We start from the raw sequence: 14563 nt of genomic DNA, 5'->3' as shown, positions 1-14563 counted from the left end.
GCAAATGTATATTTATTCCTTCAATTTAAACTGAGAAATATCGACCATCTTTATGCGAGAATACCATTGCTGTTACAGAAGCTTCTGGAAGCATCATAAAACCTTCCGTTAAATTGATTCCAATTTCATTTGGATTAATCAATTTGAATAACTTTTCTTGGTCTTCTAAGTTCGGGCATGCTGGATAGCCGTATGATACTCTGATCCCTTGATACTTTGCTTTAAAACGCTCAGACATTGTAAATTCCGGTGCATCAGGGAATCCCCACTTTTCTCTCATAAGCATATGAGTTTTTTCAGCTAATCCTTCTGCCAATTCTAATGCTAGTGAGAATAGCACATGACTCTTCAAGTATTCTCCTTCTTCTTTTAATCTTTCTGCAATATTTCGAACTCTTGGTCCTGATGTCACTGAGAAGAAACCGACATAATCCATTTCATCACCAACGGGATTTAAAAAGTCACTTATACATAAATATGGGTCTTTCTTTTGTCTTGGAAATTGAAAACGTTCTATAGGTTTTTGCGTTTCAGAATCATAAATTATGACATCATTTCCATCACTTTGTGCCGGGAAAAATTGATAGATTACTTGGCAATCAAAATATTCATTACCGTCTCTTAAAAACTCTTGAACAAGCTCATATAACTCCTGACCACGTTCTTGGTTTTCCCATTTACCTTTTACACCTAAATGATGCCCTATAAGCATTTGATAATTAATAAATGGCGCCACTTGCGCTACAGGAATATTTTTTATGACTGTTTTTCTTAATGAAGAAGGGACTAGACAATCAGATTTTTGTATATCTGATCTTGTCGTTCGAATTTCAGCCTTTGGTAATTCAATGATATTGTCTAATTTTTCGATTGTTTTTCGCTGATCATGCAATACTTTTAGTTCAACTGGATTTACAATCTTATTTGCTAAGTCTAAGCCCTTCATCGCGTCATTAGAATAGACAACTAACCCATCATAAATCGGTTGAATACGGTTTTCTGTAAATTTTCTAGTCAGTGCTGCCCCTCCAACTAAAATTGGCGTATTTATTCCTGCATTTTTTAAATCGCCCGCTGTAATGACCATTTGCTGAGCTGACTTTACTAATAATCCAGATAATCCAATAATATCCGGTTTATTTTCACGGATTTTTGTTATTAAATCTTCTGGACGAATATTAATCCCTAAATTAACGACATCGAAACCATTATTCGTTAAAATAATATCCACCAAATTTTTCCCAATATCATGAACATCACCTTTAACGGTAGCTAGAATTACTTTTCCTTTTCTTGAGCTTTCTGTTTTTTCCATGAATTGTTCCAAAAAGTTAACGGAAGCTTTCATTACTTCTGCACTTTGTAATACTTCGGCAACAATTAATTCATTATTATTAAAAAGTCTTCCTACTTCATCCATTCCCGTCATAAGTGGGCCATTAATAATATTTAAAGGAGTATCGCCGCGATCAATACAAACTTGTAAATCTTCAATTAACCCTTGTTTAGAGCCTTCAATAATACAATAAGCTAATCGTTCTTCAATAGGCAATTGTTCTTTCGGTTTTTCTTCTTTTTTTACTGTGTTTCTAAAATGCTCTACAAATTTATCTAAAGTTTCTTGTGACGTATTAAATAATAAATTTTCAGCCAGTTCTCTTTCATCTGCTGGTATAGATGCAAATCTTTCTAATTTCTCGGTATTTACAATTGCATAATCAAGTCCAGCTTTTGTTGAATGATATAGGAATACGGCGTTTAATACTTCTCGACCAGCATTTGGTAATCCAAATGAAATATTACTTAACCCTAAAATGGATAAACATTCAGGAAATTCATCTTTAATTAATTTAATGCCATCGATTGTTGCTTTTGCCGAGCCAATATATTGTGTATCACCAGTTCCAACTGGAAAAACTAGAGGATCAAAAATAATGTCAGATGGACGAATTTTGTACTTTTCAGTCAGTAACTGATAGCTTCTTTTGGCAATTTCCAGTTTTCTTTTAGCAGAAACAGCCATCCCATCTTCATCAATTGTACCTACTACAATTGCAGCTCCATATTTTTGGACGAATGGTAAAATCTTTTCAAAACGTTCCTCACCATCCTCTAGATTAATCGAATTAATGATCGCTTTCCCTTGAATATATGTTAAAGCTAGTTCAATTACATTTTCATCAGTCGAATCGATCATGATTGGAACTTTAATTTTATTGATTAATTGCTTTAAGAAATTTTCCATATCTTCAACTTCATCACGATCAGGATCTGCCATACAAACATCAATTACATGAGCTCCCTTTTTCACTTGAGCTCTTGCAATTTCTGATGCTTCCTCATACTTTCCGTCGGCAATCAAGTTTTTAAATTTACGTGATCCTATTACATTCGTTCTTTCACCAACGAATAATGGTCTCATACTATCATCATAACGAAGAGCTTCTAAACCACTAACTGCATGGTCAATTCTTTTCTTAGGTTCTCGAGGACTTATTCCTGTGATTGCTTCCTTCATTGCACGAATATGTGCAGGAGTTGTGCCACAGCAACCACCTATAATATTCACCCAACCTTGTTCAGCAAAATCACGTACTTTTTTCGCTAATGATTCAGGTGATTCATGGTAATGTCCATCTTCATCTGGAAGGCCAGCATTTGGATAACAAGAAACATATGTCTCCGAAAGCTCAGATAATGAACGGACATGATCTCGCATAAATTCTGGCCCTGTTGCACAGTTTAAGCCAACTGAAATTGGTGAAATATGCTCAATCGCTAAATAAAAGGCATCGATTGTTTGGCCGGCTAAGGTAGTTCCCATTGGCTCGATCGTTCCTGAAATCATAACAGGTAACGATTTATTTAATTCTTTAAATGCATTGCTAATTCCAATACAAGCTGCTTTAACATTTCTCATATCTTGACAAGTTTCAACTAATAAAAGGTCTACTCCACCATTAATTAAGCCGGTAGCCTGACGATTATACGCTATAATTAATTCTTCAAAAGTGACACCACCAGTAACACTAATTGCTTTTGTAGTTGGCCCCATTGCACCAGCAACATAAACGTCTTTTCCTAATGCTTCAACAGCTTGTTTTGCAATTCTAGCTGCTCTTTCGTTTAATTCAATATCTAAATGCTGTAAATCATAATCTGATAATACGATATTCGTTGCTCCGAATGTATTTGTTTCAATTATGTCAGAGCCTGCTAGTATATACTCTTCATGGATTGATTGAATAACATCTGGTCTCGTAACAACTAAATATTCATTACATCCTTCATATTCTTCACCGCCAAAATCTTCAGCGGTTAAATTCCTTTGCTGAATCATCGTCCCCATCGCACCATCAAGAAGTAATATTTTTTCTGTCAGTGCTTTATCTAAAGTTTTCATAGTTGAATCTCCTCTTTATTGCGGTTTTTAGTAAAATGAATTAGGTCTTCTGTTATCTCGTATTTTAAAAATGGTGTAATCAAATATATTCCATTAAATTTACCTTTTACATATGAAATCATCTCTTTAGCAATTTTTTTCCCTTCTTCAATTGCTTTTTCTGGTTCAACGGATGAAATTCGGTTTCGTACCTCTTCTGATAGTGTTATACCTGGTACTTCATAATGAATAAAATCTGCGTTTCTCTTACTAACTAACGGCATGATTCCAATAAAGATTGGTTGTTTAATATGACGAGTCGCATCATAAATTTGATCGATTGTCTCAAAATTATAAATTGGTTGAGTTAAGAAATAATCTGCTCCAGCTTCTACCTTTTTCTCAAGTCTTTTAATTGCTGCATCCAACTTTCGAACATTTGGATTAAAAGCAGCTGCTACTGAAAAACGTGTCCCGTTACCTAAACTTTTTCCCGAATAAAGTCTACCTTCATTCATCTCTTTTATCATTCGAATTAATTCGATTGATGCAACATCATAAACAGAAGTTGCACCCGGGAAGTCTCCAACTCGTGCAGGATCTCCAGTAATTGCTAACACTTCATTTAATCCTAATGAAGATAAACCCATTAAATGTGATTGAAGTCCAATCATATTACGATCTCTACAAGTTAAGTGAGTTAAAACCGGGACATCCAATCTTTGTAGCATTGAAGCCATTGCCACATTTGATATTCTAGGCGAAGCTAATGGATTATCTGCTAGTGTGATTGCATCAGCACCTGCTGTATGTAATGCTTTTGCTCCTTCAAAAAATCTTCTTGTTTGTAAAGTTTTCGGAGGATCTAATTCAGCAATAATGGTTGTTTTTTGTTTTGCCTTTTCTGGTAAACTCTCATTTTTCGGTTCTAGTTGTTTAGGAATTTGTATTTTAATTGTTCTATTTTTTACTTCTTTTTTAGAGACAGGCTGTAAATTTTTTAGTTTGCTTCGTAATGCCGAAATATGTGCAGGCGTTGTACCACAACAACCTCCAATCAATCTTACTCCTTGTTCAATAAAAGGTTTTGCCATATCTTCAAAATATTCTGGATTTGATTTATATACGTATTTCCCTTCTGTGTAAAGTGGTAAACCTGAATTAGGAAATGCTGATAAATAACCATTAGATGGAATTGAAACGGTATTTAATGATTCAAGCATATGAAGTGGACCTAAATGACAATTTATCCCTACAACATCCGCACCTATCTCAATTAACCTAGGAAGAATTTTTTCAATGTATTGGCCACTTTGCATTACACCAATTTCTTGTAATGTAACTTGTGCAATGATTGGTAGATCTGTTCTTCCTCTTAAAAGCCTTACAGCATCATATAATTCATTTTCATCATAAAATGTTTCAAGCATGATCCCATCGACGCCTTCTTCAAGAAGGGCTGAAGCTTGCTCTAGCAACATTATTTCTCTTTCTAATGGAGTCGTTGATGTTGATCCTACGTATTTCATTCCTCCAATGCCGCCAAGAACGAGAGCTTTACCTTTTGATGCATCTCTAGCATTTCTTACTGCCATTTGATTAATTTGCTTTACTAGTTTTTCTAAACCATATTGTCTAAGCTTACCAGCATTAGCCCCATAGGAATTTGTTTGGATGACCTCTGCACCAGCTTCTATATATTGTTCATGTATATGAATAATTCGATCTCGCTCAGTAATATTGAGTTCCTCAAAACAACTGTGTAACCCGCCAGAATACAAAAGTGTACCCATTGCGCCATCACCTAATACGATTCCTTCACTTAACTTTTCTAACAAGCCCATATCATCACTTCCCGTTTAAAATAAAATAAAAAACGCCATTCTCTCAAAAAATGAAAGAATGACGTTATAAATCACATTACGCCTTATCTCTCATGTTTTAAACATGCTGGATTTAGCACTTTTTAGCGTTAGCTAAAGTTGCCGGGTTTCAAAGGGCCAGTCCCTCCACCACTCTCGATAAGGATTATTTAGTTTTAATTAATAAAAACAGTTTACTATACTTATATGACGAAGAAAAGACATTTATGGAAAAATTTCTAAAAATAAATTAATTTAGTTTACATAATATTATTATTTGTTCTTAAAATGAGCTAATGCTAATAAAGGATAAATTTCATTATAGCTGTGATAATGAATATAAAATTGACCAGGCAGACCTAGCCCAGTTGGGTATGTTAACTCCTTATTGCTCAATTGACTTTGTGATACTAAATAGTTAATTCCTTTTTTTATTACCTCATCATGTTTATTTCGAATCATCAATAATGTATCGACCGCCCACGCAGTTTGACTAGGTGTACTAAAATTTAATTTAACATATGAACCTTTGACAGGGGAAAGACCAGATTCTCCCCAGCCTCCGTCCTCATTTTGCAAACTAATTAACCATTTTTCAGCTTTTTTAACCGAATCATGACTTTTAGGTATTCCTACTGATCTGAGCCCTGTAATGGCTGCCCATGTTCCATAGATATAACAGATTCCCCATCTTCCGTACCAACTACCGTTTGATTCCTGGTTTTTCAAAAGCCATTCTACTGACTTCTTAACAATTGGATCATCATTCGTTATTGAAGTATAGTTACCAATAAATTCTAAAGCTCGCCCTGTTAAGTCTGCTGTTGAAGGATCAATGATTGCATCTTTTGCATTTTCAATTGGCAAGTACGTCAACCATTTATTATTAACATTTTTTTCAAATGCGCCCCATCCACCATCATTATTTTGTAACCCAAGTAAAAATTGAACACCTTTCATCCAACTTTCATAACGATTTGGTTCTATTGCACATCTTGTTAATGCCCTTAAAACTGCTCCTGTATCATCATTGTCTGGAATAATTGAGTTAACTTCCGAAAATCCCCATCCACCAGGGCTTACATTTTTTGAATTGATAGCCCAATCGCCTATTTTATCTTGTTGTTTATACGTTAAGTAATTAATAGATTTTGATACTACAGGATCACTAGTTGCGTAGCCAGCTTCTTGGATTGCATAAGACAATAATGCAGTATCCCAAACCGCTGACGGAGAATTTTGTATGTGGATTCCTGCTTCCGTTTTTGTTGCATACGAAATTAATCCATTTAATGCATTTTGAATAACAGATGATGATGCCTCATACCCTAAAGCCATTAACGCATAGATCATATAAAACGTTGAGCTTGCGTAGCTGTAAAAAGTTCCATTCGTTTCAATTCGGTCTAATATAAACCTTTCAGCTTTTTCATACCCTTTTTGATGGAAATAAAGAGGATAAGAAGCTAACTTTTTACCTTCCTCAATTAAAAATTGATAAAATGAACCACGCTCTTCGTAAAACCATTCTACATCTTTTGTTTCTAATAGATTATCAATATTTAGATCAGCATCTAACTTTATTTTAAACCGTTTATTGATACATAGAATCATAGGTACTAAATGTACCCTCGCGTAATTACTTAAATCAAATAAACTTAACGGCATTTTGTTAGGCAATAAAAAATAACTCATTGGAAAATAAAATAATTTAGGATAATTAATTAAACCATGGATAGCAAGAATCATTTTTAACATAAAATGAGTTTTTTTAATACCACCATTTTCAATTATAAATTTCTCTGCCTTTTTCATACTCGAATGTTCTTTTGTATATTTTTTCGAAATGAGGAGTGCTATGTAAGCTTGTACTGTTGCAGTTAAATTCCCATCTTTTTCATCCTCATATAATTTCCATGCACCATTTGGATGTTGAAGATTTATGATCCGATCAACAATCCCTTCAGATAAAGTTTTATCCTGATGTTCTAAATCATTAAGCAATAAAACCATAAAACTATCCGTTAACAATGAACCTTCAAAACAATATTCCCATGAACCATTATCTTTTTGTTTCCCTCTTAACCGATTTATTCGTTCTTCAATATTTTTTGTAACAATCTTTTCGAGGTCCATTCAATCACCTTTATTAATTATTTTCTTCTTGATGAAATTTCTCCATTCTAGTTGAATGTTCCGATTCAATTGTTGCCCGCTCATCATTTACTTCACGATCTGTATGATTACTTAGATAAATAAACGAAATAATAAATGCTAATATGCTAAATGGCAATACAATAATTTTAAATCCAAACCACGAAAACGAATGTAAAATATGAAAATAGCTACCTAGTAATACGCAATAAGTAAGTAATAGAAGATCAAAAATAAAAACCCCTAATAAAGATTTTAAAGATTTTACGAAAATATAAGAAAAGTTCAACTGTATCACACTCCATTACTAATCTATGATTGAAATATGAAATGATGATTTATTCTATGAGATTAGTAATTTTTCATTAAAAAAAGTTAATTATTGATCACCTATTTTCTTCCTTATTTGTACTGACAGTTTCATTTAATTCGAATTCTTTTAAAAGAGAACCATTTAGGAAAATCGCCGATTGTCAAAAAAAGGGGCGTAGTTGCAAATGCCTAACTTTCTACACCGATGTCAATTTAATGTAAAAAAAAAACGTTACTCAATTGAAAGAGCAACGTATGGGCTGTAAAACATACTATAACAATTAAAATTCAGGTAAATTACTCAAATTATTCTCAGAAATCCCATCCGGTTCGCTGCGTAGAATGTCTCGTCCATATTTATGAATAACATCCACGTGGGCTAAATTTCCTTTCTTTGCCTCCTCAAGTGCTTGGAGATAATCTAAATCCCGATTTAGGCTTGTTCTGAAACCGATTAAGTCACCATCTTCATTCTTACGCACTGCTACAATCTGTTCTTTATCTTGATTTACTTCTCCACCTTCAACTAAAGCTTGATCGTGACTTTGGTTCTTATACATTTCAAAAGCTTCTTCAAATCGATCGAGTGTCAAGTTTGTCTCCTCCTTTTCTATTAGTTTGGCCAGTCTGGTTATATGTAAAACTATTCCATTTAATTTTTTAATTTGAATTTGAAACATTCACTTTGATTGGTTATTTTGATAATAAACTCATCATTTTATGGGTTATCTATTTATTTTTTTGAAGATTTCCACCTAATGGTGGTTTATTTACAATTTGAAGATCTTTTATTGCAGATTTGACTATTTTATTTGCACTTTTACAGTCATTTATTTGCAGCTTTGCTACTATTTATTGCAATTTCGACTATTTTTTTTGTAGTTTTCCTATTTTTAATTGCAAACTCATCTAAATTTATTTGCACCTTAACAATCTCCTTTCACAAATCATCCCAAAATAAGCACCCCCAAAACAAAAAAAAACTCGTAAACAATTAAGTTTACGAGTTTGCACATTATTTATTCAATAACTTAACTTTCTCAACCAAGAAGTTCAAAATAACATGAGCTGCGATTCTACTTGTCATATCCCTGAAATCCATTGTTGGATCAAGCTCAACAATATCCATTCCTAAAACCTTAGGATGGGATGCTAGATAACAGATTCCATCTAATAATGTTTGACTATCCATTCCTCCTGGTCCAATTGCAGGACAACCAGGTGCAAATGCTTGGTCTAGTACATCCATATCAAGACTTATATAAATTGCATCAACTTTATCTGCTAAATGGTCAATGCTGTCTTTTATAATTTTCGCGATACCTAACTCACGTACATTACGCATTGTATAGATTGTTACTCCGTTCGTAACACCAAATTCTGTATATGGAGCACTATTTGAGAAGTTACGAATCCCAATTTGAACTAAGTTTTCCCCTTTTAATATACCTTCATCAATTAAACTACGAAAAGGTGTACCATTTGAACGTCCACCATCTTCAATATTTCGCAAATCATGATGTGCGTCAAATTGAATAACGCCAACAGTTCCACGTTCTTTCGAAAAGGCTGAAATGCTCGGAAAACTAATACCATGATCTCCACCTAAGATAATTGGCATTGTTTCTTTATATTGACCTAGTAATTCGGAAATTGTTGATTTGATACGATTTCTAGACTCTTCTAAATCAGTCACATGCATCGTAATATCCCCGAAATCTGTTACTTGAAAATCTTTTAGATCAATATGATCTTCAATATGATACGTACTATAGCTACTCAACATTTTTCGAATTGATGCAGGAGCAAAACTAGCACCTGAATGACTAATTGATGTTTTAGACAAAGGAACACCAATTATCGAAAATTGTGATGCATTTGTTCCGTTCCAAGGAGAGATGATTTCATTTGCCTTTGTTACGTTTGAATCAATGAATATAGCATCTCCTGCTTTTTTAAGATGTGATAACGACATCATGTTCACCTCTACTTACTACTAATCTATAATTCTTAAATACTAATTTAAAGTGGTTTACACCACATGAATAGGTCTAACTTTCACTGTGAACCATGGTGCTTTGAATTCTAACAATTACTTCATCATTGGAATGTTTACGCCTTTATTCTTCGCTGTTTCAATCGCTAAATCATATCCTGCATCTACGTGACGAACAACACCCATTCCTGGATCTGAAGTTAATACTCTTTCGATCCGTTTTGCAGCAGCATCTGTACCATCAGCAACGATAACCATTCCAGCATGTAAAGAATAACCCATTCCTACGCCACCACCGTGGTGTACACTTACCCAACTTGCACCATTTACACCATTAATAAGTGCATTTAATATTGGCCAGTCAGCTACTGCATCACTACCATCTTTCATACTTTCAGTTTCGCGGTTTGGAGATGCAACTGAACCGCAATCTAAATGGTCACGACCAATTACGATTGGGGCCTTTAATTCGCCATTTTTAACCATTTCGTTAATAATTTTACCGAATTTTGCACGTTCACCATAACCTAACCAGCAAATACGTGATGGTAAACCTTGGAATGCAACCTTTTCACGAGCCATACGAATCCAGTTACATAAATGTTCATTATCAGCAAACTCGCGAAGAATTACTTCATCTGTTTTGTAAATATCTTCTGGATCACCAGATAGAGCTACCCAACGGAAAGGTCCTTTCCCTTCACAGAATAATGGACGAATAAATGCTGGTACGAAACCAGGGAAGTCAAATGCATTTTTAACGCCTTCATCAAGTGCAACTTGTCGGATATTATTTCCATAATCGAATGTTATGGCTCCACGTTGTTGCATTGCTAACATTGCTTCTACATGCACAGCCATACTATGTTTTGCACGTTTAATTACTTCATCTGGATTATCAACACGAAGTTTTTTCGCTTCTTCCATTGACATTCCTATTGGTAAATAACCATTTAATGAATCATGTGCAGATGTTTGGTCAGTAATTAAATCTGGTACAAAATTACGTTCAACTAATTGAGGGAGGATTTCAGCAGCATTACCAACTAAACCGATTGCTAATGCTTTCCCTTCATTTTTAGCTTCTGTTGCAAGTTGTAAAGCTTCCTCTAAAGAATGAGTTAATACGTCACAATATCTAGTATCAATACGACGTTGAATTCTAGTTTCATCAACGTCAATACCGATTACTACTCCACCATTCATTGTTACAGCTAGAGGTTGAGCTCCACCCATACCGCCAAGACCTGCAGTGATTGTAATTGTTCCTTTTAAGCTACCGCCAAAATGTTGCTTTGCAGCTTCGCCAAAAGTTTCATAAGTTCCCTGTAAAATTCCCTGTGTACCGATGTAAATCCAGCTTCCAGCTGTCATTTGACCGTACATCATTAAACCTTTTTCATCTAATTCTCGGAAATGTTCCCAAGTTGCCCATTTCGGTACTAAGTTTGAGTTTGCTAATAAAACTCGTGGTGCATCTTCGTGAGATTTAAAGATTGCCACTGGTTTACCAGATTGAACTAATAATGTCTCATCACTTTCTAAATTCTTTAATGATTCAATAATAGCATCGAAGCTTTCCCAGTTTCGAGCTGCTTTACCGATTCCACCATATACAACTAAATCTTCTGGTCTTTCTGCTACTTCTCCATCTAAGTTGTTTAATAACATACGAAGTGCGGCTTCTTGAATCCAACCTTTAGTATTTAACTTTGTACCTGTTGGTGCTTTTAAAGAACCTTTTGTGATTTCCATGTTCAATCCACCTCAACTTAGATTTGTTTTTGTTTTGTATAGTTTTCAGCTAAGAAATTTTCTTTTAAATAAGTTGTTAATTTTTCAATGTCTTTCGAGAACACGCGATCTCTTGTGATTGAAGGTACTGTTTTGCGTACATCTTCCATAAATTTTCTAGTTGTATCAGACATTTTGTCAATTCCTTTATATTCAGCACCTTGCATTGCACAAATACATTCAATTGCTAATACTCTTCTAGCATTTTGTAAAATTTGGTATGCATGACGTGCACCGATTGTACCCATACTTACATGATCTTCTTGGTTTGCAGAAGAAGGAATTGAATCAACACTTGCAGGATGTGCTAATGTTTTATTTTCAGAAACTAATGCTGCTGCCACATATTGCATGATCATTGCTCCTGATTGTAATCCTGGTTCTGGACTTAAGAATGGAGGTAGATCATTTAGTTGTGGATTAACTAAACGCTCAATACGTCTTTCTGAAATGTTTGCTAATTCAGCAATTCCTAATTTAAAGAAATCCATTGCGAAAGCGATTGGTTGACCATGGAAGTTACCACCAGAGAATACATCATCACCAAATAATAATGGATTATCTGTTGCAGCATTCATTTCGATTTCTAATTTTTCTTTTGCATAGTTCAGTACTTGCCAGCTCGCACCGTGTACTTGAGGAATACATCTTAATGTATAAGCATCTTGTACTCTGATTTCACCTTGTCTAGTTGTTAATTTACTTGATGATAAAATATTTCGGTAACGCTCTGCTACTTCGATTTGTTCTTTATATCCACGTGCGATATGAATTCTTTCATCAAAAACATCTGTAATACCATTTAATGCTTCAAATGTAATTGAAGAAATTAATTCACTTTGATAAGCAAGCTCTTCACCTTCAAGGTAAGTAAGAATACCCATTGCAGTCATTGCTTGAGTACCATTAATTAAAGCTAAACCTTCTTTTGCTTCTAACGTAATTGGTAAAATTCCTTCTTTTGCTAAAGCTTCAGCAGTTTCCATACGGTTACCTTTATAGAAAACTTCACCTTCACCAAGTAAAACTAGCGCTAAATGTGATAATGGAGCTAAGTCTCCACTTGCACCTAATGACCCTTGAGATGGGATGACCGGATGAATTTGAGCGTTGATTAAAGAAAGTAATTTCTCAACAACAACTAAACGAACACCAGAGTGACCTTTTAACATCGTATTTGCACGAAGAACTAACATCGCTCTTGAAACTAGCTCTGGGAATGGTTCACCAACTCCACATGCATGTGATGCAATTAAGTTATATTGAAGAGTTGAAACATTTTCTTTTTCAATTAATACATCACTAAATTTTCCGAACCCAGTTGTAATTCCATAAACAACTTGACCATTGTTTACGATTTCTTCTACTTTTTCTCTACAAGCTTTTACAGCTTTTAAACTATCTTCACTTGCATTTACATATACGTTTTCAAATAAAATCTTCTTCATTTGTTCCATTGTTAAAGTATTTCCAGTTAAAGTTACCATTCCTACACCTCCGAATTTTGTCAAAAAAAACACAGAAAGAGGCTATGAGACGTAAAACAAGTCTTACGTTTCATAGCCCCCTATCATCTAATAAACTATGGGCAATTATATGTGATTAATGCCAAGTCCTGCTGATTCATGCTCTGATCCTTTTATAGGAGCACCAATTGTTCCATAAAGAGCAACTGCAATCCAGTCGCCTTCATTCACGTTTTTATAAGGTTTTCCTCTAACTACAGCAAATCTTAGACCTACTGTTCTTAAAACATCCCCTAATTGAACGTGACCTCTTGTTACACCTTGAATTGCTTCAAGAATTGCGTGGTATAATGAATGAACTTCTCGATACAAAGCTCCATTAATTACACCATTTTGTTTGGCAGCGGTTTCAATCGCAGCTACAACTTTTTGAGCATCCATTGTACCGACCTTACCAACACACCAAACAGCGTTTTCATTTTTCATTAATTCTTCTTCATGATCAGTCAAAGCAAGCATCATAGCTGTTCGACCTATTCGTTGATTTTGCTCTGCCATTTGCTAATACCTCATAAATAATATCTCTAAAGAACTAGTATCTATTTTCATTATATGCCAACAATTAGTAAACTTCAATATTTTCTGATTATTATTTTTAAAAAATATTCTTTTGTTCATACTGTAAAAAACTTCCAAATAACCAATAAATAGATATTATTTTTAGAAAGCTTTATTTTTTAATTTCGTTTTGAATACGTACTATGAAATCATGCCCATTTTCATAAAATAGTATCTATTTTCATGTTATACTTTAAACCGAGCAATTTTACCATTAAGATAAGCTAGTGTGTTCCATCTTAAAAATCCACTAGAATCACTAGTTGGAAGCAAATGCACTTTTGAATATTGACCGTTTCCTTGAATATCCACTTCAACAAATTTTTTCGTTACTTCATGTCTTCTTCCAGTTTGATCTTCAATGTAAGCAGGTCCACTAATCCCTACTATTAAATTTCCATTTACAACTGCATTTCTTTTAGCAACTACACCAAACATTGCATTAATCCCTTTTATTAATTCTTCTTTTCTAACATTATACTCTTCTAGCATTCCTAATTGTTCATATTGATCCTTTAAATCTTCAATTCTTATAATGATCTCTGCTACCTTTTCATTTAGTTCTTTCAGAATTCGATCCTTCATTGTTTTTCAAATCCTTTCTGTTTCTGCCATTAGAACATGATATTCTTATACCATTAACATTGCTAATTATTTAACAAATGATGAACTAAAGTGAACATTAATGTCTTTTCAAGTTCTGAAAAATAATTTTTCCTAAGGGAAGTTAATTGATGTTCATTTCCACTACAGTATGCTCGCTTTCCATGGGGCGAAACCTGAGCCTCCTCGGCAAGCCTGCGGGGTCTTTAGCCATTCCGCATTTCCCATAGGAGTCGAGCATCCTTTCGTTCCAATAAACTTATTCATTAAAAAAAGTATTCATTAAAAAACGATTTAAATATCCTTTACTTAGAACAAATTTGAAAACGACAACTTTAGGGATTAATTATAAGTGCAACTATCTAAAGACTCATCG

Annotated in this window: 10 protein-coding genes and 1 riboswitch; all 10 genes read right to left on the bottom strand. The window is 34.1% G+C overall.

Annotated elements, in window-relative coordinates:
* Positions 1-25: 25 nt before the first annotated feature.
* A complete protein-coding gene (gene metH / locus B7R67_RS15265; RefSeq protein ID WP_088071850.1) occupies positions 26-3403 on the bottom strand; it encodes a methionine synthase in 3378 nt (1125 codons plus the stop codon).
* Positions 3400-5226: a bifunctional homocysteine S-methyltransferase/methylenetetrahydrofolate reductase gene (locus tag B7R67_RS15260; RefSeq protein ID WP_088071849.1), complete on the bottom strand. Its 1827-nt coding sequence runs from the start codon at positions 5224-5226 to the stop codon at positions 3400-3402. Before B7R67_RS15260 ends, metH begins: the two co-directional genes overlap by 4 nt.
* 80 nt (positions 5227-5306) lie before the next feature.
* A riboswitch (SAM riboswitch) is annotated at positions 5307-5410 on the bottom strand.
* 107 nt (positions 5411-5517) lie between these two features.
* The gene (locus B7R67_RS15255) at positions 5518-7380 is read right to left on the bottom strand and encodes a terpene cyclase/mutase family protein (protein WP_088071848.1); all 1863 of its coding nucleotides are present in this window, start codon (positions 7378-7380) and stop codon (positions 5518-5520) included.
* A 13-nt stretch (positions 7381-7393) separates the two neighbouring features.
* Positions 7394-7687, bottom strand: a complete 294-nt coding sequence (locus B7R67_RS15250; protein WP_088071847.1) for a hypothetical protein — start codon at positions 7685-7687, stop codon at positions 7394-7396.
* A gap of 304 nt (positions 7688-7991) precedes the next feature.
* Positions 7992-8270 carry a DUF3892 domain-containing protein gene (locus tag B7R67_RS15245; protein WP_088071873.1) on the bottom strand — a complete coding sequence of 93 codons (279 nt, stop codon included), beginning with the start codon at positions 8268-8270 and terminating at the stop codon, positions 7992-7994.
* Between the two features lie 455 nt (positions 8271-8725).
* Positions 8726-9685, bottom strand: a complete 960-nt coding sequence (gene hutG / locus B7R67_RS15240; protein WP_088071846.1) for a formimidoylglutamase — start codon at positions 9683-9685, stop codon at positions 8726-8728.
* A gap of 117 nt (positions 9686-9802) precedes the next feature.
* Positions 9803-11461: a urocanate hydratase gene (gene hutU / locus B7R67_RS15235; protein WP_088071845.1), complete on the bottom strand. Its 1659-nt coding sequence runs from the start codon at positions 11459-11461 to the stop codon at positions 9803-9805.
* 17 nt (positions 11462-11478) lie between these two features.
* On the bottom strand, positions 11479-12987 hold the full coding sequence (gene hutH, locus B7R67_RS15230; protein WP_088071844.1) for a histidine ammonia-lyase: 1509 nt from the start codon (positions 12985-12987) through the stop codon (positions 11479-11481).
* A 105-nt stretch (positions 12988-13092) separates the two neighbouring features.
* Positions 13093-13524: a hut operon transcriptional regulator HutP gene (hutP, locus tag B7R67_RS15225; protein WP_088071843.1), complete on the bottom strand. Its 432-nt coding sequence runs from the start codon at positions 13522-13524 to the stop codon at positions 13093-13095.
* A 246-nt stretch (positions 13525-13770) separates the two neighbouring features.
* Positions 13771-14169: a hypothetical protein gene (locus B7R67_RS15220; RefSeq protein WP_088071842.1), complete on the bottom strand. Its 399-nt coding sequence runs from the start codon at positions 14167-14169 to the stop codon at positions 13771-13773.
* Positions 14170-14563 lie beyond the last annotated feature (394 nt).

This window comes from Gottfriedia luciferensis (genome assembly GCF_002156865.1).
Classification (GTDB): domain Bacteria; phylum Bacillota; class Bacilli; order Bacillales; family Bacillaceae_G; genus Gottfriedia; species Gottfriedia luciferensis.
This window is presented reverse-complemented; position numbering and strand designations above follow the sequence as displayed.